Annotated in this window: 15 protein-coding genes; 12 read left to right on the forward strand and 3 right to left on the reverse strand. The window is 61.0% G+C overall.

Annotated features, from left to right (window positions below; genetic code table 11):
- Positions 1–228 precede the first annotated feature (228 nt).
- The 12 genes from RBA41_RS23985 to RBA41_RS24040 all read left to right on the forward strand — a co-directional run bounded on the left by RBA41_RS23985 (position 229) and on the right by RBA41_RS24040 (position 20,447).
- Positions 229–1,413: a fumarylacetoacetate hydrolase family protein gene (locus RBA41_RS23985; protein WP_306626751.1), complete on the forward strand. Its 1,185-nt coding sequence runs from the start codon at positions 229–231 to the stop codon at positions 1,411–1,413.
- Positions 1,410–2,195: a D-xylose 1-dehydrogenase gene (gene xylB, locus RBA41_RS23990; RefSeq protein ID WP_306626752.1), complete on the forward strand. Its 786-nt coding sequence runs from the start codon at positions 1,410–1,412 to the stop codon at positions 2,193–2,195. The genes RBA41_RS23985 and xylB overlap by 4 nt, the downstream gene beginning before the upstream one ends.
- Positions 2,192–3,085, forward strand: coding sequence for an SMP-30/gluconolactonase/LRE family protein (locus RBA41_RS23995; RefSeq protein WP_374709595.1), 894 nt, complete (start codon positions 2,192–2,194; stop codon positions 3,083–3,085). The genes xylB and RBA41_RS23995 overlap by 4 nt, the downstream gene beginning before the upstream one ends.
- On the forward strand, positions 3,082–4,866 hold the full coding sequence (locus RBA41_RS24000) for an IlvD/Edd family dehydratase (RefSeq protein WP_306626754.1): 1,785 nt from the start codon (positions 3,082–3,084) through the stop codon (positions 4,864–4,866). The genes RBA41_RS23995 and RBA41_RS24000 overlap by 4 nt, the downstream gene beginning before the upstream one ends.
- 127 nt (positions 4,867–4,993) lie before the next feature.
- Entirely contained in the window at positions 4,994–5,998 is a 1,005-nt protein-coding gene (xylF, locus tag RBA41_RS24005; RefSeq protein ID WP_306626755.1) for a D-xylose ABC transporter substrate-binding protein, read from the forward strand.
- A 131-nt stretch (positions 5,999–6,129) separates the two neighbouring features.
- Positions 6,130–7,665: a D-xylose ABC transporter ATP-binding protein gene (gene xylG / locus RBA41_RS24010; protein ID WP_306626756.1), complete on the forward strand. Its 1,536-nt coding sequence runs from the start codon at positions 6,130–6,132 to the stop codon at positions 7,663–7,665.
- 26 nt (positions 7,666–7,691) lie between these two features.
- Positions 7,692–8,834: a sugar ABC transporter permease gene (locus tag RBA41_RS24015; protein WP_306626757.1), complete on the forward strand. Its 1,143-nt coding sequence runs from the start codon at positions 7,692–7,694 to the stop codon at positions 8,832–8,834.
- A 17-nt stretch (positions 8,835–8,851) separates the two neighbouring features.
- Complete coding sequence (locus tag RBA41_RS24020) at positions 8,852–10,168, forward strand: GDSL-type esterase/lipase family protein (RefSeq protein ID WP_306626758.1); 1,317 nt, start codon at positions 8,852–8,854, stop codon at positions 10,166–10,168.
- A gap of 3 nt (positions 10,169–10,171) precedes the next feature.
- Entirely contained in the window at positions 10,172–12,511 is a 2,340-nt protein-coding gene (locus RBA41_RS24025) for a glycoside hydrolase family 95 protein (protein WP_306626759.1), read from the forward strand.
- A gap of 369 nt (positions 12,512–12,880) precedes the next feature.
- Entirely contained in the window at positions 12,881–15,901 is a 3,021-nt protein-coding gene (locus RBA41_RS24030; protein ID WP_306626760.1) for a TonB-dependent receptor, read from the forward strand.
- 11 nt (positions 15,902–15,912) lie between these two features.
- Complete coding sequence (locus tag RBA41_RS24035) at positions 15,913–17,550, forward strand: GH35 family beta-galactosidase (RefSeq protein ID WP_306626761.1); 1,638 nt, start codon at positions 15,913–15,915, stop codon at positions 17,548–17,550.
- Positions 17,551–17,570: 20 nt separating this feature from the next.
- Positions 17,571–20,447, forward strand: coding sequence for a glycoside hydrolase family 31 protein (locus RBA41_RS24040; protein ID WP_306626762.1), 2,877 nt, complete (start codon positions 17,571–17,573; stop codon positions 20,445–20,447).
- A gap of 281 nt (positions 20,448–20,728) precedes the next feature.
- Here the strand turns inward: RBA41_RS24040 and RBA41_RS24045 are convergent, their stop codons facing one another.
- From RBA41_RS24045 to RBA41_RS24055, 3 genes are all read right to left on the reverse strand, one after another.
- Positions 20,729–21,055: a hypothetical protein gene (locus tag RBA41_RS24045; protein ID WP_306626763.1), complete on the reverse strand. Its 327-nt coding sequence runs from the start codon at positions 21,053–21,055 to the stop codon at positions 20,729–20,731.
- Between the two features lie 43 nt (positions 21,056–21,098).
- Positions 21,099–22,571 carry a caspase family protein gene (locus RBA41_RS24050; RefSeq protein ID WP_306626764.1) on the reverse strand — a complete coding sequence of 491 codons (1,473 nt, stop codon included), beginning with the start codon at positions 22,569–22,571 and terminating at the stop codon, positions 21,099–21,101.
- Between the two features lie 158 nt (positions 22,572–22,729).
- Positions 22,730–23,899 (reverse strand): PIN domain-containing protein, encoded by a 1,170-nt coding sequence (locus RBA41_RS24055; protein ID WP_306626765.1) that lies wholly within the window; start codon positions 23,897–23,899, stop codon positions 22,730–22,732.
- Between the last annotated feature and the right edge of the window lie 165 nt (positions 23,900–24,064).

Raw genomic sequence — 24,064 nt, forward strand, 5'->3', positions numbered from 1 at the left:
CGGGCACAGTTGCTCTGGAAGATTATGCTCACAGGAAACGACTGTCAAACGCCGCACGGTCATTCCGATCAATAAGCAACACCGGCGCTCACCGGCCCTGCTGATAATCATGATCGCCCTTGGTGGATTTCATAATTGAAAACACACAACACAAAGGGCACCATCTATCCCGTGATGCCGGGCAAGGGACACCCCCGGCCGGCATGGATACCAATCGGGAAGAGAGACATGACAGATTCAGTAAAATCGATGTTGCCGGTCGATGTAGAGCGGGCCTTGCTGGTCGGCCGCGTCTGGCGCGCGGGCGCCGGTCCTTCGGTCGTGGTGCTGCGCCAGGGCCAGATCATCGACATCAGCGCGCACGCCGCTACCATGGCCGAGCTGCTCGAACGCGCCGATGCCCCGGAAATCGCCCGCAATGCCCCCGGCGACGCGCTCGGCACGCTCGCCGAGCTGCTGGCCAACGCCAAGGCCAAGGCCAAGGCCGATACCGACAGCACCCGCCTGCTGGCGCCCAACGACCTGCAGGCGATCAAGGCGTGCGGCGTCACCTTCGCCGTCAGCCTGCTCGAACGCGTGATCGAGGAACAGGCCAAGGGCGACCCGGCCCGCGCCGGCGAACTGCGCGCGGCCATGCAGGAGTGCATCGGCGACGACCTCTCGGCCATCAAGCCCGGCTCGCCCGCGGCGGACAAGCTCAAGCAGGACCTGACCGCGCGCGGCCTGTGGTCGCCCTACATGGAAGTGGGCATCGGCCCCGACGCCGAAGTATTTACCAAGTCGCAGCCGATGTCGGCCGTGGGTTTTGGCGCCGACGTCGGCCTGCATCCCGACTCCAAGTGGAACAACCCCGAGCCGGAAATCGTCCTGGCGGTCAACAGCCGCGGCGAAGTGCGCGGCGCCAGCCTGGGCAACGACGTCAACCTGCGCGATATCGAAGGCCGCAGCGCCTTGCTGCTCGGTAAAGCCAAGGACAATAACGCCTCGTGCGCGATTGGCCCGTTCATCCGCCTGTTCGACGAGCACTTTACGATCGATACCATCCGCAATGCCGAGGTCAGCATGCTGATCGAAGGCGCTGATGACGATTTCCACCTGGCAGGCGCGAGCCGCATGCGCGAAATCAGCCGCGACCCGCTCGACCTGGTGGGCCAGGTGTGCGGCAAGCACCATCAATATCCGGATGGCTTCATGCTGTTTCTGGGAACCATGTTCTCGCCGATCAAGGACCGTGACGCCGCCGGCGCCGGCTTTACCCATCACCTGGGCGACCGCGTCAGTATTTCCACGCCTTCGCTCGGCACGCTCGTCAATGAAGTCCAGCGCAGCGACCAGGTGGCGCCGTGGACCTTCGGCGTGCGCGCGCTGTTCGAGAACCTGGCCCGCCGCGGCCTGCCGAGAATGACCCAATGAGCGAACAGAGCAAGCTAACGTACGCGATCTACCCCGATCTGGCCGGTAAAACCGTGCTGGTCACCGGCGGCGGCAGCGGCATCGGCGCGGAAATGGTGAGCGCCTTTGCACGCCAGGGCGCGCGCGTGTTTTTCGTCGACATTGCCGAGCAAGTGTCGCAGGAACTGGCGCGCTCGCTGGCCGATGCCGTCCACCCGCCGGTGTTCCTGCCTTGCGACCTGACCGACCTGGACGCGCTCGCTGCCGTGTTTGCCCGCATCGGGCAGGGCGGCGGGGCGGTCGATATCCTGATCAACAACGCCGCCAACGATGACCGCCACGGCGTCAAGGACGTTACGCCGGCCTATTGGGACCAGCGCATGGCGGTCAACCTGCGCCACCAGTTCTTTTGCGCCCAGGCCGCGGCCGAGGGCATGCGCGTCAAGGGCGCGGGCGTGATCCTGAACATGGGGTCGATTTCGTGGCACCTGGCCTTGCCGAACCTGAGCCTGTACATGACGGCCAAGGCCGCCATCGAAGGCTTGACGCGGGGACTGGCGCGCGACCTGGGCGTCGATGGGATTCGCGTCAACTGCATCATTCCCGGGGCGGTGCGCACGCCGCGCCAGGAGCAGCTGTGGCACACGCCGGATGAAGAGGTCAGGATCCTCGCCGGGCAATGCCTGCGCGAGCGGGTGGAAGTGCAGGATGTGGCGGCGCTCGCGCTGTTTTTGTCCTCCGGTAACGCGGGGCGCTGCACCGGACGCGACTATTTCGTCGACGCTGGATGGTACGGAGCATGAGCATGGAACAGCCTGTTTGTCTGTGGCCGGCAGGTGCCGAGCTGGGCGAGGGCCCGATCTGGCATGCTGCCAGTGATTCCGTCTATTTTGTGGATATCCGCGGGCGCCAGGTGCATCGCTGTGCGCCGGATGGAACGCAGCGGCAGTCGTGGAGTGCGCCGGGGAGGCCGGGGTTTATCGTGCCTGCGGCCGGGAACGACGCAGCAGCCTTCATCGTCGGCCTCGACGACGGCCTTTACCATTTCAACGAACAAACCGGCCAGTTCTCCCCGCTGCGCCACATCGAAGCCGACCTCCCCGGCAACCGCTTCAACGACGGTTTTGTAGCCGCCGACGGCTCGCTCTGGTTCGGCTCGATGGACGCCGGCGAAACCGACCCCACCGGCTCCCTCTACAGCCTGCACCCCGGCGGCCGTCTCACCACCGTCGACAGCGGCTACATCATCACCAACGGCCCGGCGATGAGCCCGGACGGCAAAACCCTGTACCACACCGACACCCTGGGCAAGAAAATCCATGCTTTCGACGTCCTGCCCGACGGCACGGCCACGCGCAAGCGCCTGCTCATCGCCACGCCGGCCCCCGGTCACCCGGACGGCATGGCCGTGGACGCCGAAGGCAGCATCTGGGTCGCCATGTTCCGCGGCGCCCGCATCGACCGCTACAACCCGGCCGGCGAACTGACCGGCACGATCGCCTTTCCCGTCTCCAACATCACAAAAATAGCCTTCGGCGGCGCCGACCTGCGCACCGCCTTCGTCACCACCGCCTGGAAGGGCTTGAGCGAGGACGAACGCGCGCGCGAACCGCTGGCCGGCGGTCTGTTTGCCTTCCGCACCGACACGCCGGGCCTGGCCCAGCACACCATTTTGCTACAGGATATCGTTTGAGCACCCACCCGACTCCGCCACGCCGCTACCGCTCGCAGGACTGGTTCGACAATCCCGACCACATCGACATGACCGCGCTCTATCTGGAGCGCTTCATGAACTACGGCATCACCGCCGACGAACTGCGCGCCGGCCGGCCCATCATCGGCATCGTCCAGAGCGGCAGCGACATCAGCCCGTGCAACCGCATCCACCTGGAACTGGCCAAGCGCGTGCGCGACGGCATCCGCGACGCCGGCGGCATTGCCATGGAGTTCCCGCTGCACCCGATTTTTGAAAACTGCCGCCGCCCGACCGCGTCCATCGACCGCAACCTGGCCTACCTGGGCCTGGTCGAAATCCTGCACGGCTACCCGATCGACGCGGTGGTGCTCACCACCGGCTGCGACAAGACCACGCCGGCGCAGATCATGGCCGCCTCGACGGTCGACATTCCCGCCATCGTGCTCTCCGGCGGGCCCATGCTCGATGGCTGGTTCGAGGGCGAACTGGCCGGTTCCGGCACCGCCATCTGGCACGGCCGCCGCCGCCTCGCCGCCGGCGACATCGACAACGAAAAATTCCTGCAGATTGCAGCCGCCTCGGCGCCGTCCGCCGGGCATTGCAACACCATGGGTACCGCCTCGACCATGAACGCGCTGGCCGAAGCGCTCGGCATGTCGCTCACCGGCTGCTCGGCCATTCCTGCGCCGTACCGCGAACGCGGGCAGATGGCCTATGAAACGGGCCGCCGCATCGTCGAGCTGGCGCGCCAAGATGTCCGTCCTTCGCACATCCTCACGAAGGACGCGTTCCTGGACGCCATCGTGGTCAACGCCGCCATCGGCGGTTCGACCAATGCCCAGCCGCACATCATGGCCATGGCGCGCCACGCCGGCGTCGAGATCGAATCGAGCGCGTGGATGGAATTCGGCCACGACGTGCCGCTGCTGCTCAACATGCAGCCGGCCGGCAAGTTCCTCGGCGAACGGTTTCACCGCGCCGGCGGCGTGCCGGCCATCATGTGGGAGCTGCAGCAGGCCGGCAAGCTGCGCGCCGAGCGCCTGACCGTCACCGGCACCACCATGGCGCTCAACCTGCAGGACCGGGCCAGCGTCGACCGCGAGGTAATTTACCCGTACGACGCGCCGCTGAAAACCAAGGCGGGCTTCTTTGTCCTCAAGGGCAACCTGTTCGACTTCGCCATCATGAAGACGAGCGTGATCTCGGCCGACTTCCGCGCACGCTACCTGTGCCGGCCCGGCCATGAAAACGTGTTCGAGTGCCGCGCCGTGGTGTTCGACGGCTCGGGCGACTATCACGCGCGCATCAACGATCCGGCGCTCGATATCGACGAAAGCTGCATGCTGGTCATTCGCGGCGCCGGTCCCATCGGCTGGCCGGGCTCGGCCGAAGTGGTCAACATGCAGCCGCCGGACGCGCTGATCCGGCGCGGCATCCTCAACCTGCCGACCTTGGGCGACGGGCGCCAGTCGGGCACCTCGGACAGCCCCTCGATCTTGAACGCCTCGCCCGAAAGCGCGGCCGGCGGCGGGCTTGCCTACGTGCGCAGCGGCGACATCATCCGCGTCGACCTGAACACGGGCCGCTGCGACATGCTGGTCGACGACGCCATCCTGGCCGAACGCAGGAAGGAGCCGATCCCGCCCACGCCGCCGAGCCAGACGCCGTGGCAGGAGCTGTACCGCGCCACAGTGGGCCAGCTGGAGCAGGGTGGCTGCATGGAAATGGCGCTGCCGTACCGCGGCGTTGGCCATGACTTGCCGAGGCACAACCATTGATTATATCCGTGATGAAATAAATGTAAATATGGCAATGAATAGCGGGGAATCCGTTGTTCTGTTGCCAAAAACACGGCGCCGTGCCGGGTAGCATCCAAGTCGTATAACAATAATGGAGACAAACAAGATGAAAAAAATTCTGAGCGTAGCGGTCGTATCGGCCATGATGATATTGACCTGCGGCCAGGCCAGCGCCGATGCCAAAAACCCGAAGATCGGCTTTTCGATCGACGACCTGCGCCTTGAGCGCTGGGCGCGCGACCGCGATTATTTCGTCGCTGCCGCCGACAAGCTGGGCGCCAAGGTGTTCGTGCAGTCGGCCGACGCCAGCGAGCAAAAGCAGATCGCGCAGATCGAAAACCTGATTTCGCGCGGGGTCGATGCGCTGGTGATCGTGCCTTACAACGCCACCGTGCTCAATAACGCGATCAAGGAAGCCAAGAAGGCCAATATCAAGGTCATTTCCTACGACCGGCTGGTGCTCAATGCCGACGTGGATGCTTATATTTCCTTCGACAACAAGGCCGTGGGCGAGATGCAGGCTGCCGGTGTGGTGAAGGTCCGTCCGAAAGGCAATTACTACCTGCTGGGCGGCGCGCCGACCGACAACAACGCCAAGATGCTGCGCGAAGGCCAGATGGCCGTGCTGCAGCCGCTGGTGGATAAGGGCGATATCAAGATCGTCGGCAAGCAGTGGGTCAAGGACTGGAGCCCGTCGGAAGCGCTGTCCATTGTCGAGAATGCGCTGACCGCCAATAACAACAAGATCGACGGGATCGTGGCATCGAACGACGCCACGGCGGGCGGCGCAATCCAGGCGCTGGCCTCGCAAAAGCTCGATGGCAAGGTGCCGGTGTCGGGGCAGGATTCCGATATCGCCGCGGTGCGCCGCGTGATTGCCGGGTCGCAGGCGATGACGGTGTACAAGCCGCTCAAGCTGCTGGCGGGCGAGGCGGCCAAGCTGGCGGTGCAACTGGTGCGCAATGAGAAGCCTGCTTATAACGGCGCGTATGACAACGGTTTCAAGAAGGTGAGCACGATCCTGCTCAAGCCGACGGCGCTGACCAAGGAAAACATTAATCTGCTCGTGACCGACGGCTTTTACACCCAGGCCCAGATCGCGGGCAAGTAAAGCATCTTGTGAGCTGATGCCTGATATCCGTCGTCCCTGCCGAGTGCCGCCTTGGCGCGGGATGACGGAGCGTCATTTAGCGGTCATCACGGCCTGTGTTGTGAAAACGTTTTTGAAACACGAGAACCAGTATGTCCGACTATTTGCTTGAAATGAAGGGCATCGTCAAACAGTTCGACGGCGTCCGTGCGCTCGACGGCATCGACCTGCAGATCCGCCCCGGCGAATGCATCGGCCTGTGCGGCGAAAATGGCGCCGGCAAGTCGACCTTGATGAAGGTGCTCTCGGCCGTGTATCCGTACGGCACCTGGGACGGCGACATCCTGTTCGAGGGCAAACCCTTGCGCGCCGCTTCCATCCGCGAAACCGAGGCGGCCGGCATCATCATCATCCATCAGGAACTGATGCTGGTGCCGGAACTGTCGGTGACCGAGAACCTGTTCCTCGGTAACGAAATCACCGGCTTTGGCGGGCGCATGAATTACCCCGCCATGAACCGGCGCGCCGAGCAACTGCTGGCGGACCTGAATCTAAGCGATGTGAACGTGGTGCTGCCGGTGATGAACTACGGCGGCGGCCACCAGCAACTGATCGAAATCGCCAAGGCCCTCAACAAGGATGCCAAGCTGCTGATCCTCGACGAGCCGTCTGCGTCGCTCACTGCCGCCGAAATCAGGATCCTGCTCGAGATCATCCGCAAGCTCAAGGCCAAGGGCGTCGCCTGCGTCTACATCTCCCACAAGCTCGATGAAGTGGCCGCCATCTGCGACACCATCGCCGTCATCCGCGACGGCAAGCACATCGCCACCACGCCGATGGCCGAACTGGATGTGAACCGCATCATCGCGCAGATGGTCGGGCGCGAGATGAACCAGCTCTATCCCAAGCAGGAGCGCGCGCTGGGCGAGGTGATCTTCGAGGCGCGCAACGTCACCTGCTACGACATCGACAAGCCGGAACGCAAACGCGTCGACAACGTTTCGTTCACTCTGCGCAAGGGCGAAATCCTCGGCATCGCCGGCCTGGTGGGGGCAGGGCGCACCGAGCTGGTATCGGCGCTGTTCGGCGCCTATCCGGGCCGTAGCGAGGCCGAGGTGCGCCTGCATGGCGCCGTGGTCGATACCGGCACGCCGCTCAAGGCCATCCGCGCCGGCTTCGCGCTGGTGCCGGAAGACCGCAAGCAGCACGGCATCGTGCGCGACCTCGACGTCGGCCAGAACATCACCCTCTCCGTGCTCGATTCGTTTTCGCGCCTGACCCGCATCGACCGCGAAGCCGAACTGAAAACCGTGCAGGAGCAGATCAAGCGCCTGGGCCTGAAAACCGCCAGCCCGTTCCTGCCCATTACCAGCCTGTCGGGCGGTAACCAGCAAAAGGCGGTGCTGTCGAAAATGCTGCTGACAAAGCCGCAGGTGCTGATCCTCGACGAGCCGACCCGTGGCGTCGACGTGGGCGCCAAGTATGAAATCTACAAGCTGATGTTCGAGCTGGCCAGCGCCGGCATGTCGATCATCATGGTGTCGTCCGAACTGGCCGAGGTGCTGGGCATTTCCGACCGCGTGCTGGTGATGGGCGAGGGCCAGCTGCGCGGCGACTTCGTCAACCAGAACCTGACGCAGGAAATCCTGCTCGCCGCCGCCCTCGACCACGCTCCAGCCGCGCACTGAACGACTCTACCTTCGCGATAGAACACATGAACCCGATCAAATTCAAGCAAATCTTCACGCAGTACAAAATCCTGGCCCTGCTGGCCGCGATTGCCCTCATCTGGATGTTCTTCAGCTGGAAAACCGATGGCGGCTTCACCTCGGCGCGCAACCTGTCGAACCTGATGCGCCAGATGGCCATTACCGGCATCCTGGCCTGCGGCATGGTGTTCGTCATCATCGCCGGCGAGATCGACCTGTCGGTCGGCTCCCTGCTCGGGCTATTGGGCGGGGTGGCGGCGGTGCTCGACGTGAGCCATCACCTGCCGCTGCCGCTGATCGTGCTGCTGGTGCTGGCGTGCGGGCTGGTGCTGGGCATCTTCAACGGCTACCTGGTGGCGTATGCGGGCATACCGTCCTTCATTGTGGGACTGGGCGGGATGCTGGCCTATCGCGGCATCGTGCTCGGGGTGACCGACGGTACGACGGTGGCGCCGGTATCGCCCGAGATGGTGTACCTGGGGCAGGGCTACCTGTCGCCCGACCTGAGCATCGGCCTGGGCGTGCTGCTGTTCGTGCTTGCCGCGGTGCTGACCTGGCGCCAGCGCGCCAGCCTGGCGCACCACGGCTTGCCGGTGCCGACCGCCCTGCGCGATGGCGTGCGCCTGCTGGCGATTGGCGCGGTGCTGTATTCGGTGGTGCGCACGCTGCACAGCTACGAAGGCATTCCGCTGCCGGTGCTGCTGCTCCTGGTCTTGCTCGCCGGGTTCAGCTACGTGGCCACGCAAACCGTGTTCGGCCGCCGCATCTACGCCGTCGGCAGCAATATGGAAGCGACCCGCCTGTCCGGCGTGAACGTGCGTGCCGTCAAACTGTGGATTTTCGGCCTGATGGGATTGATGTGCGCACTGGCGGGGCTGATCAACACCGCGCGCCTGGCGGCAGGTTCGCCGTCTGCCGGTACCTCGGGCGAACTCGATGTGATCGCGGCCTGCTTCATCGGCGGCACCTCGATGCGCGGCGGCTCGGGCACGGTGTACGGCGCCCTGATCGGCGCGCTGGTCATGGCCAGCCTGGATAACGGCATGTCGATGCTGGACGTCGACAGCTACTGGCAGATGATCGTCAAGGGCGCCATTCTCACCCTGGCGGTGTGGGTCGACGTGGTCACGCGCTCCGCGCGCCGCTGATCAACCACAGGGAAGCCATGATGAAACGTATAGCCAAGCCCCTGTGCCTGTCGCTCGTGTTGCCGGCGCTGCTGGCCGTCGGCGCCTGCGCCACGCCCGCTAAGCAGAGCGACGAACTGACGATTTACGCGGCCGGCCCGCGCGCCGGATCGCAGGTGTTCGTCGCCGATTTTGAAGCGACGCAGCGGGTCGATGGCGCTTCCGTCCTCGTACCTAAACCGGCCGTACCCAAGGTCGCGGAAAGCCGGGTCGGGGTCGATGTCGGCGACAACGCGATGACGCTGCACTTCAAGGATGCCTGGTATGCCAACCTGCGCGTGGAAAGCCATGCGCCGCTCGACCTGCGTGCGTACGTTCCCGAGGGCGTGGTGGCATTCGAGCTGAATGTCGAGGAGATGGCGCAGGGCGGGGTGTCCTTCAAGGTCAGTTGCGGCAAGGAGTGCGAACGCCAGGTGCCGTTTCTAGTACCCGCGCGCGCCATGGCGGGCAAGGGTTGGCAACCGTTGGTGTTGTCGATGCGCTGCTTTGCGCGCGACGGCGACGATTTCCGCGCCGTGACCGTGCCGTTCGGGCTGGAAGGCAGCGGTAGCGGCAGGGTGGGAATCGCGCATATCCGCTTCCTCAAGACCGGTACGCCGAATACGGTGTGCCCGGATTACAGGACGCAGTCGGTGACGCCCGAGATGCTCAATCAATCCTGGTCGATCAACAACTGGCTACCGCGCCACGAGGCAAAAAAGGCGGAAGTCGAGCGCCGCAATGCCGCCGGCGAAAAGACCGGCATTGTCTTCATCGGCGACTCGATCACCGAGGGCTGGGAGAAAACCGGCGCGCCGGTCTGGCAGCGCTACTACGCCAAATACAATGCATTGGGACTGGGCTTTGGCGGCGACCATACCGAGAACGTCTTGTGGCGCCTGCAGCACGGCGCGCTCGATGGCCTCGACCCGAACGTCGTGGTGCTGATGGCCGGTACCAATAACACCGGCGACCGGCGCGAAAATCCGGTTACCACGGCGGCCGGGATACGGCGCAATATCGAGGAGGTGCAAGAGCGCCTGCCGAACGCCAGAATCCTGCTGCTGGCGATCTTCCCGCGCGATGCCAAACCGGACAGCCAGCTGCGCCGCATCAACGATGAGGTCAATAAAATCCTGACGGGCTTCGACGATGGCAAGCGGATTTTTTTCCTGAACATCAACCAGACCTTCCTCAATGCCGACGGTACCTTGTCGCGCGAGGTCATGCCCGATCTGCTGCACCTGAACGAGCAAAGCTACGAAGCGTGGGCAAAGGCGATGGCCCCGGCCTTGCAGCGCCTGATGGGGGAGTAGTCGATGAAAATGTCACTGTGCTGCGCGCTGCTGTTCGCGGCCGTCATGCATGGCGCCAGTGCCAGCGACCGCACCTTGCGCTACGACCGGCCGGCGCTGGACACGCCGGAGGGCTGGGAACGCGAGGCGCTCCCGATCGGCAATGGGCGCATCGGCGCGATGATTTTCGGGCAGGTGGCGCGCGAGCGCATCCAGTTCAACGACATCACCTTGTGGAGCGGCGACGACAAGACGCTGGGCGCCTACCAGCCGTTCGGCGACGTGTTCATCAACCTGCCGGGGCACGCCGCCGGCGTCAGCCAGTACGCGCGCAAGCTCGATCTGGACAACAGCCTGCACAGCGTCACGTACAGGCACGCCGGGGTGGCGTTCAAGCGCGAGATGTTCGCCAGCCATCCGGCGCAGGCGATCGTGGCGCGCCTGAGCGCCGACCAGCCGGGCAAGTACAGCGGCTCGATCGAGCTGACCGACATGCACGACGCGCGCATCAGCGTGGCCGGCAACCGCATTTACGCCACAGGGTCGCTGGCCGGCTTCGTGCTCCCTGCCACGCCGCCATCCGCACCAACGACGAACGTGATGGACTACGCCAGCCAGGTGCAGGTGATCAACGAGGGCGGCGGCTTGTCGGTGGAAGGCAACCGGATCGTCTTCACCGACTGCGATGCGCTGGTACTGGTGCTTGGCGCGGGCACCAGCTACGTCAATGATGCGAGCAAAAGGTTCCAGGGCGCGCACCCTTTGCCGCGCGTGTCGGGCCAGGTCAGCGCCGCGGCGGCACGCCCGTGGGCGCAGCTGCTCGCCGCGCACCAGCACGATTTCAAGCGCCTGTACGACCGTGTGAGCGTCGACTTCGGCCAGGCACCGGCCACCCGGCGCGCACTGCCCACCGACCAGCGCATCGAGGCCTACACCGCCGAAGGCAAGGACCCGGGCCTGGAAGCGCAGTTCTTCCAGTTCGGCCGCTACCTGCTCATTTCGGGCTCGCGCGATTCGCTGCCGGCCAACCTGCAGGGGCTGTGGAACAACAGCCTCACGCCGCCGTGGAATTCGGACTACCACACCAACATCAATATCCAGATGAATTACTGGCCGGCCGAACCGGCCAACCTGGCTGAATCGGCGATGCCGTTCTTCGACTTCGTTACCGGCGTGGCGCCCGTGTACCGGCAGCTGATTCTCGACACCGCCACCGGCGCGCTGGCACAGCCGCCCAAGGCGGGCGAGGAAAGCTTCCTGACCGCGCAGAACAAGCCGGTACGTGGCTGGACGCTGCGCACGGAATCGAATCCTTTCGGCGCGACCACCTACATCTGGAACAAGACCGGCAACGCCTGGTATGCGCAGCACTTCTGGGAACACTACGCCTTCACCCAGGACCGTGAGTTCCTGCGCACGGTGGCCTACCCGATGATGAAGGAAGTATGCGCATTCTGGCAGGACCATCTGAAGCACCTGCCCGATGGCCGGCTGGTGGCGCCGAACGGCTGGTCGCCCGAGCACGGGCCGATTGAAGATGGCGTGAGCTACGACCAGCAGATCATCTGGGACCTGTTCAACAATACCGTGGAAGCGGCGGACGTCCTCGGCACCGACAAGGCCTTCCGCGACCAGATCGCGGCGATGCGCGACCAGCTGGCGGGCCCGCGCATCGGCAGCTGGGGCCAGCTGCTCGAATGGATGGAAGAGAAAAAGGACCCGGTGCTCGACACCCCCGGCGACACGCACCGTCATGTGTCGCACCTGTTTGGCCTGTTCCCGGGCCGGCAGATTTCGCCGGCCAGAACCCCGGCGCTGGCCGCCGCCGCGCGCAAGTCGCTCGAAGGGCGCGGCGACGCCGGCACCGGCTGGTCGATGGCATGGAAGACTGCCTTCTGGGCGCGCCTGCTCGATGGCGACCACGCTTACAAAATGCTGCGCGGCCAGCTTGCCAAGCCGGGTGCGCGCGCCGCCCGGCAGGCCGGCCCCGGCACCGAAACCAACAATGCGGGCGGCACCTACGCCAACATGTTCGACGCCCATCCGCCGTTCCAGATCGACGGCAACCTGGGCGCCACCGCGGCCATCTGCGAAATGCTGCTGCAGTCGCACACGGGCGAGCTGCATCTGCTGCCGGCGCTGCCATCGGCGTGGCCCGACGGTGCGGTGAAAGGCCTGCGCGCCCGTGGCGGCTTCGAGGTCGATATCGCCTGGGCCAACGGCAAGCTGACCGGCGCGGCCATCCGCTCGGTGGCGGGGCAGGGCGGCGGGAAGGTTCGCTATGGCGATAAAGTGGTGGCGCTCAGCCTGAAACCCGGCGCTTCCACGCGTCTGGGCAGCACGCTCGCGGTCCGGAAAAAGTAAGCAGGTATGCCGGCTTTGACGCATTTGCGCCGCGATGGCGGCAGGTGCGTATAGCCGCGCGCCGAAGGAACCTTGTTTCCTTAATATCATTCCGCGTCTTGGTCATTTTCGTAATTGCGGCGGGTTGGCGTAGCTCGGAAAATAAATACATACACCAGCGCGGCCCCAGCCGACGCTTATAAGAATCCAACCAAGACGCTATCCATGATGATCAACCGCAGGCCCTCGCGGCCCTGTCTCCGTCCGCCTTCGCTCCTTTCGACAACCGTGTGGGGGAGGGCTTGCCTTTATCGATGAACGACATTGCGCAGCACTGCCAGCATAAACATAAAAAAGCAGCAGTAATCCGATTGGAACAGAGGAGACAAGTTGAACAACTATAAGAAAACAGCGATTGCCGTGGCAGTCGCACAGATCGCGCTGATGTCGGGTAGCGCAGCGATGGCGCAGGAAAGCGCAACCGGCGACGCCGCCGTGGTGATCGTCAGCGGCCAGCGTGCGGCACTGAACTCGGCGCAGAAAGTCAAACAGAACTCCGACGAAATCGTCGACTCGATCGTGGCCGACGATATCGGCAAGCTGCCCGACCGCTCGGTCACCGAAGTGCTCCAGCGCGTGGTAGGGGTGACGATCGACCGCACCATGAGCAAGGCCGATCCGGAGCACTTTTCGGTGGAAGGGTCGGGCGTGTCGATCCGCGGCTTGAACTACGTGCGCTCGGAATTGAACGGACGCGATTCGTTCTCGGCCAACGGCGGGCGCTCGCTCAACTACGAAGACGTGCCGCCAGAGCTGATGGCCGGTGTCGACATCTACAAGAACCCGTCGGCGGAACAGATCGAAGGCGCCATCAGCGGCCTGGTGAACCTGCGCACCGCCATGCCCTTCGATTACAAAGGCATGAAGGTGGCGTTGTCGGGGCAGACCACCTACTCCGAACTGAAAAAGGGCCGCAGCTCGCCATCGGCTTCGGGCCTGTTCTCGAACCGCTGGAAGACCGGCATCGGCGAAATCGGCGTGCTGGTCGACCTGGCCTATTCCGAAAGCGCGACCCGCACCGACGCCCTGCAGGTCGAACCGTATTTTCCGCGCGACGATGTCGTCCCCGGCAAAACCGTCTGGATTCCGAAGGGCGCGTCCTGGCGCACGCTCAATTTCGAACGCCAGCGAGAAGGCGCTTACGGCGCACTGCAATGGCGCCCGAACCGTGATCTGAACTCGTCGCTGACGTACTTCAAGTCGCGTTACAAAATGGACTGGGACGAGCAGGCCATATTTGCCGCCTCCAACCCCTACAATATCCTGGTCAGTCCCGGCGCGACCTACGATGGCAAGGGCGCTTTCGTGAGCGGCACACTGACCGATCCGGCCGATAAAGGCATCAACTACGGCGGCGATACGCGTATTGCGAACCGCAAGTCCGATACCACGGACGTGTCGTGGAACCTGGTATGGCGCCCGAGCAGCAGCTGGACCTTCAAGTCGGACCTGCAAAGCATCCGCGCCAAGACGGCGAACCTCGATTCGACCGTCGCCACCGGCGTGCAGATGCCCAAGCAGCAGCTGGACCTGGGCGGCGGCAGGCCGAACCTGATTTTCGACAGCGCCGACCTGGCCTACCTGGCCAATCCAAGTAACTATTACTGGGCCTTCACCCAGGAGCACGCCGACCGCAGCAAGGCCAAGGGAAGCGCGTGGAAGGGCGACGCCCAGTACGATGTCGATCACAAGGTGCTGCGCGATATCCGCTTCGGCGTGCGCCTGACCAAGCGTGACGCGGTCACCGAAAAAACCAACCCTGACTACAACTGGGTCGCGGTATCGCAACCGTGGCAACTGGGTTGGAATATCGGCCAACTGGCGTCGCTGGGCGACCCGCGCTTTTCCGGCAACACGCGCGTGCACAATTTTAACAATTTCTTCGGCGGCAAAGTCGCGGTGCCATCGCTGGTGGTGCCGAATACGTCGCTGGCCACGGGTTACCCCGACAGCTACGCTGGACTGCACAAATACCACGACATCCTGTGTAACGAAAACGCCGCCGCCAAGGGCGTCACGCCCGAGTGCGCGCCATGGAAGGCTGCATCCTACGGCACCGATCCGGCGGGCTCGAACGAGCAGACCGAAAAGACCGGGGCCTTCCACACGCAGGCGCGCTTCGGTTTCGACGACCTGCCGATGCCGATCGATGGCAATATCGGCCTGCGCTACGTGAAGACCGACATGAAGGCGAGCGGCTACACGGTGTTCAGCTACACCCGCCCGACCATCCCGGATGGCTACCAGACGATCGGCCCGGCCATTCCAAACATTCCGGCATTCGTGCGCGCGCAGGATTACAGCAACTCGTACAGCAACGTGCTGCCGAGCCTGAACCTGCGCATGAAGGCCAGCGATACACTGCAATTCCGTTTTGCGGCTTCCTCGGCCGTGTCGCGCCCGGATTTTTCGCAATTGCAGGGCTACACGACCTTGTCGCAGGATGTGAAAACCACTTCCGACGACGCTGCCGGCGTCGTGCGCGTGAACAGCGTGACCCTCACTGGCGAAGGCTCCGGCAATCCGGCCCTCAAGCCGGTCACGTCGCGCCAGGTCGACCTGACGGCCGAATGGTATTTTGCACCGGCCGGCTCGCTCACCTTTGCGGTGTTTAACAAGCAGCTCAAGGATATCATCGTCGACCAGAGCTACAACTTCCAGCTGCCTGACGTGAATGGCGTCATGAACGACTTCACGGTGACCGCACCAATCAACGGCGCCAAGGGCAGGGCGCGCGGTTTCGAGGTCGCGTACCAGCAGTATTTCGACAATCTGCCGCAATGGCTGTCGGGCCTGGGCGTGCAGGCCAACTTCACCTTCGTCGACGGCCAGAAGACCATGTACCAGTCGGTGTTCCAGCAATACTGCACCGGTGGCGCCGGCAATGGCGCGTCCAACCTGAACCTGAACATGAACGGCTGCGACACCAACGGCCGCGCCTTCGGCAATCTGCCGCTGTATAACCAGTCGCGCCGTTCGTACAACCTGGCGCTGATGTACGACAAAGGCCCGCTGTCGTCACGCCTGGCGTACAACTGGCGTTCGCGCAGCCTGCAGGGCGTGAACGTGACCGGCACCAAGGGCGGCGACGGCCTTGATTCCAATCCGGCCAGCCCGACGGTCGGCGACCATAATGTGAGCTATGGCTTGCCCACCTGGGCGGCGGCGTACGGCCAGCTCGATGCCTCGATCTTCTACAAGATCACCGAGCAACTGTCGTTCGGCCTGGAAGCGCAGAACATCAACGATGCGAAGTTCAGGCAGGAGATGGACCAGACAATAGGCACCAAGGGGCGCGCCTGGTTCGTCACCGGTCCACGCTACACGGCGCAGATGCGCTACAGCTTCTGATGGCGCGCCCCGTGAACCGCTTGCTCGTCGCGGCGCTTGCCGTGGCGGCCACCAGCGCGGCGGCCGCCCCACCGCTGCCGCAGCTGGTGCAAAAGGATGGCCGCCACGCGCTCATGGTCGATGGCGCGCCGTTCGTGATGCTGGGCGCCCAGGCCCATAATTCGAGCAATTATCCGGCCGCGCTGAAAAAGGTGTGGCCGGCGATCAGGGACATGCACGCCAATACGCTTGAAATTCCCGTGGCGTGGGAACAGATCGAGCCGGTCGAAGGAAAATTCGATTTCAGCTATGTCGATACGCTGGTGGCCGAGGCGCGCAAGAACAAGGTGCGCCTGGTGCTGCTGTGGTTCGCCACCTGGAAGAACACCAATCCGCAATACAGCCCGGAGTGGGTCAAGTTCAACAACCGGCGCTTTCCGCGCATGGTCGACAAGGACGGCAAGGTCAATTACTGCATGTCGCCGTTCGGCGAAGAGACGCTCAAGGCCGATAAAAAGGCCTTTGTCGCGCTGATGACGCACATCAAAAAGATCGATGAAGCGCATCGCACGGTCATCATGATGCAGGTGCAGAACGAGGTCGGCACGTATGGCCTGGTGCGCGATTATGGAGCGAAGGCGCAGGCGGCATTTGCGCAGGCGGTGCCGCAGGCGGTGCTGGAGCGCCAGAAGTCGCCGGTGAAGCTGGCGGCCAAGGGCACGTGGTCCGAGGTGTATGGCGACTACGCCGAGCAGTATTTCCATACCTATGCCATCGCCAGCTACATCGGCGATATCGCCAGGGCCGGGCGCGCGGTGTACAACCTGCCGATGTACGTCAATAACGCCCTGCGCGATCCGCTGGAGCCGATGGCGCCATGGAAGGGCAATTTCGCCAGCGGCGGGCCGACCTACGATGTCATCGACATCTACAAGGCGGCCGCACCGGCGATCGATTTTGCCGCGCCGGATATCTACATGCCGCAGTCGGCCAAATTCACGGCAACGCTCGACCGCTTCCAGCGTCCCGATAACCCGCTGATGGTGCCCGAACTCGGTAACGCGGCCACCTACGCGCGCTACACCTACCAGGTGCTCGGGCGCGGCGCGCTGGGGTTTGCGCCGTTCGGTATCGATTATGCCGACTACAGCAATTTCCCGCTCGGCTCCAAGCTGACCGACAAGACGATGGTCGAACCGTTCGGGTCGATCTTTGCCGTGTTCCGGCCGATGGAGCGGCAGTGGGCCAAATGGGCGTTCGAGGGCCGCACCTACGGCGTGGCCGAAAGCGACGAGCGCACCGAACAAACGATCGCCATGAAAAACTGGAAAGCCACGGTGTCGTTCCGCCAGTGGCGGTTCGGTGAAAAGGAATGGAATCCCGAAATCAAGGATGAACCGGCGAATACCGAGAAGCCGAGCGGCGGCGTGTCGATCGCCCAGATCGGCGACAACGAATTCATCGTCGTCGGCCAGCAGGTACGCCTGCGCCTGGGCGGCGCCGGCAGCAACGAGGGCAAGCCGACCATGCTGGCGCGGGTGGAGGAGGGCAGTTTTGACCTGTCCGGCAAATGGGTCATGGAGCGCAACTGGAATGGCGATCAGGTCGATTACGGCATCAACCTGCCGGCCAAGCCAATCGTCCTGAAAATCAGAATCGGCACCTACTAAAAACTATGGGAGATCACAGCATGCGTCTTAAATCACTGGTGGGAACCGCTTCCTGCCTGGCGTTGATGGCATCGGGCCACGCCCTCGCGGGCACCTTCGAGAAAACCGGCAGCGGCGTGGTCGTCAAGCCCGACCAGGGTGCGGCGAAGGAAGTGCGCCTTGAGGTAATGAGCGCGAACATCATCCACGTCGTCAAATCCGACCAGCCGGGCAAGGAGCTGACGCCCTCGATGATGACGGTCGCCAAACCGTGCGCCTGTCAGTTCACGGTCAGCGATGCCGACAAGGACGTGGTGACGCTTAACGCCGGCAAGATCTCGGCCAGGGTATCGCTGAAAACCGGCCTGGTGAAGTTCTATAACGCCAGGGGCGAAGTATTCCTCACCCAGTCGTCCGAGAGTCTCACGCCGGTGAAGGTCGACGGCAAGCCGTTTTTGGCGATCAAGCAGGGCTTCAATCCCGGCTTGAAAGATGCGTACTACGGCCTGGGCCAGCACCAGAACGCCCAGATGAACATGAACGGCGAAGACGTTCTGCTGGCGCAGCACAATATGGATGTGGCGGTGCCGTTCGTTATCTCCGACAAAAACTACGGGGTCCTGTGGGATAACAATTCGATCTCGCGCTTCGGCAACCCCAAACCCTACGGCCCGATGAAGCGCGACCTGAAACTGGTCGACGCCAGCGGCAAGGCCGGCGGCCTGACCGCGCGCTACTACGTGGGCGATAAGCTGGTACTGACCCGCCACGAAACCGACATCGATTACAAGTACCTCAAGGACGTGGCCGAAAACTGGCCGAAGGAACTCGGCCCGCTGAAAGACCTGAAGGACGTCAAGGTAGTGTGGGACGCCACCCTCAGTTCGGCCAAGGCCGGGGTGCACAAGATGCAGCTGTATTCATCCGACTACGCGACCTTGACGCTCGATGGCAAGCAGGTGCTCGACGTCTGGCGCCAGGGCTGGAACCCGTGGTACCACAATTTCGAGGTGAAGTTCGCCGCCAACAAGCCGGTCAAGCTGCACCTGGAATGGAAGCCGACCGGCGGCATGATCGGCATCACCCACAACGATCCGCTGCCGCCGGCGGAGCGCCACTCGCTGACGTTTTCGTCCGAGATCGCCCAGGCCATCAATTACTACGTCATCAACGCCGACAATATGGACAGCGTGATCGCCGGCTACCGTCACCTGACCGGACAGGCGCCGATGATGCCGAAGTGGGCCTACGGCTTCTGGCAGTCGCGCCAGCGCTACGAAACGCAGGACCAGATCCTCGGCGCAGTGCGCGAATACCGCAAGCGCGGCTGGCCACTCGATAACATTGTGCAGGACTGGTTCTACTGGCCCGAAAACGGCTGGGGCTCGCACGATTTCGACAAGTCCCGTTTCCCCGACCCGAAAGGCATGGTCGATGAAATCCACAAGAACAACGTGCGTGTGATGCTGTCGATCTGGGGCAAGTTCTATGCCGATACCGACAACTACAAGGAATTTGCGTCCAAGGGCCACATGTGGACCAGGAACGTCGAAAACGGCGACCTTGACTGGGTCGGGCCGGGCTATAAAAACGCCCACTACGATCCGTACACGCAGGAAGCGCGCGATATCTATTATCGCCAGGTCAAAACCAAGCTCGGTGGCCTCGGGTTCGATTCGTGGTGGATGGATAACAGCGAGCCGGATGTGCTGTCGAATACCCGTCCCGAAGACTTCAAGAAGCTGATCGGGCCGACCGTGTACGGCGCCGGCGAAATCACCTACAACACATACAGCATGCCGCACACGCAGGCGCTGATCGAGGGCCTCAAACGCGACCAGCCCGATACGCGCCAGCTGATCCTGTCGCGCTCCGGCTTTGCCGGCATCCAGCGCAATGCGGTGGCAGTGTGGAGTGGCGATACGGTGGGGCGCTGGAACAACCTGTACGACCAGATTTCGGCCGGCGTCAACTTTTCAATGTCGGGCATTCCCAACTGGACCCATGATATCGGCGGCTACGCGCAGGAAGTGCGCTTCCAGGGCGGCGACGTGGGCTCGGCCCAGGAAAACCGCAGCACCAGCGCAGCCGCGGTCAAGCCGGAAGACCTGAAGGAGTGGCAGGAACTGAATCTGCGCTGGTTCCAGTTCGGCGCCTTTACGCCGCTGTTCCGCTCCCACGGGGAAGTGGTCAAGCGCGAGATCTACAACATCGCGCCGGACAAGTCGGAGATGCAGGACTCGATGGTGTGGTACCTGAAACTGCGCTATCGCCTGATGCCGTACATTTATGCGTCAGCCTCGGATATCTATTACCACTCCGGCACCGTGATGCGCGGGCTGGTGATGGATTTTCCGAAGGATGACCAGGTCAAGGATATCAAGGACCAGTACCTGTTCGGACGCGACCTGATGGTGGCGCCGGTGCACGTGTACGGCGCGCGCGAGCGCACGGTGTACATGCCGAAAGGGGCCGCATGGTACGACTTCTACACCGGCGCGCTGCACCAGGGGGGCAAGACGGTGACGATGCAGGCTCCGGTCGCGCGCATGCCGCTGCTGGTCAAGGCTGGCGCGATCCTGCCGATGGGACCGGTGACGCAGTATGTCGATGAAAAACCGGACGCGCCGGTCACGCTCAACATCTACACCGGTGCCGACGGCAAATTCAGCCTGTATGAGGATGATGGCGTCACCAATGCCTACACCCGCGGGGAATTTACCCGCATTCCGCTCAGTTACGACGATAAAACCAAAACCGTGACCATCGGCGAGCGTACCGGCCAGTACAAGGGCATGGTCGCCAAGCGCCAGTTCAAGGTGCGCTTCATTAAAGCCGGCATGTCGAGTTCGGACGACTTCGACAAAGCCGACAAGGAAGTCAGTTACGAGGGGCGGGCGCTGACGATCACGATGTAAGCCACGCTCCCCCAGTGCGCCGGCCAACGCTGAGCGGCTACATGCGCGTGCACCGACAGTCAGGCAAACCACGCCTGATTGGCCCGGCGCCGCGCACGCCTGGTGTAGGCGTATTGCCTTTCACTGGCGGGGCGATGTCCACCCGCTGACGCGGCTTCCCGCACGCAACGTGCAGTCCGGTTGAGTGTTTTACGAATATCTTTGCGCTGATGATTAACGATGAAAATGGTTTATATCGTTAATTAAGCGTGTTCTTGTCTGTTGCGACCGACGTAAAGCGACTAGGTCGTGCGAAACGACAGGCGGCTATCGCCTGCGGATTTAATCGGTGGTCGCTCGTCGTAAGCCGCATGAAAAGCCCTGACTTGCTTAACAATCCCAGGGAGGTGCGAAAGGAATAGCGGGCCACAATATTGCATTAAAACAGACGTTTTAAGATTTGGAATTACTCCGCAATGGTACTCGGCATCCTTGGCTTTTGCCCGCAAAATACCGGCTTCCCGAAGTAGCCCGGCATGCTCGTCCGACTTCGGATGGCAAGTTGGGGCAAGTTTTTCTAACTGGTCCGCAAGTTGCCTGCCATCTCGCGCCATCTCTATTTTATTCATTATTAAGGGTGCCAAATGAAATGTACTAAAGGACCGGCCGCCTTCAGCTTTGACCAGGTGCTTTGTTCTTTTCTAAGCGAGCTTTTACTCGCTCAGTAGTCCACTCTATGAATTGTGTATAAAAAGTTTTCACTATCTCTTTCGTGGGTTGTGCCGATTTTAAAACAAAACCGTGTCGCTCCCATTGCGTTGTCAGTCCTGGCCTATACTTGTCCCACGAGACTTCGCTGTACTCAACGAAAGAAAGGAAAATCTGTATCTGTGTTTTTGAAATTATAAAGGTGAACCACGCAGCGTACTGAATAAGATTGGGATGTTTCGGCTTAAGAGCTAATCGATAAGCTAAGAATGGCAATCCTTCGACAGAGCTTTCAAGTCCAGTTATCACCTGTCGTGTTTTAGTAACGGTTTTTGGCTCCAGGCCAGATAATCGAAAAATAGCACTCATTCCAACATCGGCTTCATAGGTTTCTGCTCCTATAGTGGGCGCGGCAAAATATTCTTGCTCTTTATTTGATTTTACCCATTCACCCAAAGCCCTCGGATTAGGTAAGGAATCATAATCATCGAACCAAGTGGGAATTATTTCATAAATACCATCTAGCTCCGAAGGGGGCATTTCTAAGGCTGATTTAAGTGCCACCACTAGTGACCTTGCTTCTTCAAGGGTAAAATAGCGATGAGAATCGGCCTCGACCAATGCAAGCAGCGAGAGCGGCTCGTCTTCTACCGTGTCAGCGACACGAACAATAGCATGGTGGTTAGCGCTTTCATTTTTTTGATCGGCGATTGTAATGAGCGCACTGATTTGTTCACGGGCCGTCGAGGGGTAGTTTCCAAATGTCTCGGTATAATCTGCTTGACTAACAAAAAGCGGGCGCTGCTTTGAGTCTATTGCAAATGCATCAGAAATAGAGTCAATAATGTCTTTATATCTAACTGAGTCCGAAGTGGATGAGGCAATCGATTTTGCAAACTCATATGTGAAGTCGCTAATATTTTCGTCAGCGTATGATTTTTGGTCGCTTTGGGAACTGAAGAGGAAGTAGCAATTGGAAAACGTATTGCTGCTCTTTATGTAATCATCGAATGATGACCCGTCCTTAATGTAAGCCATTCCGGAATAGCAGGCATCGACCACCTTGACTGTGAGCTTTGGAAGTAGGCTTTTAAGCATTCCGTCGAGTTCGGAGTTTGACAAGCTTGTCGCTGCACTGCGAGATTTAGAGTAGTCACGTAATAAGTAATTGAATCCATCGTCTTTGAATTCCCCGTGTCCCGTGAAATAGAAAAAAAGGTCTTGCACATCTTCATTCTGAAATCTCTGAACGGTCTCTGCGAGCTTAGCCTTCAGACCCTGTGCGTCACCGGATGGTATAACGATAATTTCGTTGAAGTGCCCGCCGAGTCGCAACACTTTTTCTAAAAGTTCGACATCTTTTTTGCATGCAGGCAAATGAACAGTAGTGTCTACGTAATCAGTAACGCCTAAGATGAGTGCTATGTTTTTTATCATGGTCTACATATAATTTAAATGACTTGCGAGAAGTCCGCGATTGGCCGGAGGCGGCAGGCGATTCGGCGGGCAATGGACCGGCAACAGTCTAACCACGCACCACAGAGGAGCGCGCGATACCGAGTGAAGGTCAGGATTCCTGAAGGGTTCATCAGCCATTAGCTGTTACCTGAAGGTGTAATCGTTTGAAGAAATGTAGATGGTCTACGTGGAATCTTGATATCACGACGAAGCGCAGCATAATCAATCGAAGACGCAGTGAACTTTTTCTGCTCTGGCGAGAACACAAAGCTGGCCACGAAATCGCAGCATTTCGGAATATCCAGACGAGTTGTGCGGTCCACGATATCAGCGTTTAAAAAGTAGTAATCAAAGTCATCTTCGTTTTCGATGTAGTCTTTGGTCGGAACGACAACACGGTAAATCGCGGTCAAGAAATTAAACTCATACTGAATATAGAGCGATCCGTCCTTCAAGCCTTGGCGCGACAGGACCAACGGGTCCTCCAAACCTTCAAAATCCTCTACTTCGAACTTTTGAATTAAGCGCGTCAGTCGCGCAGGAACTCCGCCATCCTCCAGGAACTCCTGCACCTCGGGAAGCGACATATCTTGTAAATATTCGATGCCCTTGGTTGCACCCAGATATTCCATCTCAGCACCGTAGGCATCTTCAAATTCATCGTGCCGTACATCATGAACAACACGATCAATTTCCTTGTCGACGAACTCCTTGAGTGTTGGATACGGCACCAGCTCAACTCTTCCCTTAAGCTCTACTAAGTCAGGGCTTAAGTGAGGATGTAACCTGATTCCATCTGACGTCTTCTCAAAGAAATCATTTACATTTGCGTTGATGAAGAAGACCTTCGTTGGATTACCGTCGTAGCGTTTGAGGTAGTCGCGCAGAGACAACCAGATCAACGAATCGCGGTATCCTTTCTCCCCTTCTCGGAACGGACGAACGATTTTAATCGCCCTGTCCACCAGCTCGCCATGTTGCACTCGATCGAAAGGGACTGGGACGACGCTGTCAAAGCGTTGTCGCAGGTACTCAGCCAAATCATATTCACTTGGGAACTCGGGCAACTTGGTCTGCTTGCCCTCGGTCGAGTGCAGGAAGTCTTGCGCCCTGCGCGATAAGGCGGCGAGCTCACGCGCAACGGTCGCGCTTTCCGCCTTGAACTTCGCCTCAACCTCAAGGCGAACCACTTCTGACAGCAATAGGGTACCTCGTTGATTGTTAACGAAGTTTGCCAAAAGGTTGAACATTGGCGCACGAAGGTACCAGTTGTTATAGAAGATATTCGAGTCTAAGAATACAAACATAGCGGTATGCCTTCACGAGAAGCTTTGCTGTTTTCGCCGTTGGTATCCAGACGGCCTTTCTTGGAGCTCAATCCACTCTTTTATTGGGGTGTTTTCATCAGCTTCTTACTTTAATGTCTTTCGCTCGCACAGCGAACGGCGGCTGCTGGCCGATCTCTGCCGTTC

Source organism: Massilia scottii, assembly GCF_030846495.1.
Lineage (GTDB): Bacteria > Pseudomonadota > Gammaproteobacteria > Burkholderiales > Burkholderiaceae_D > Telluria_A > Telluria_A violaceinigra.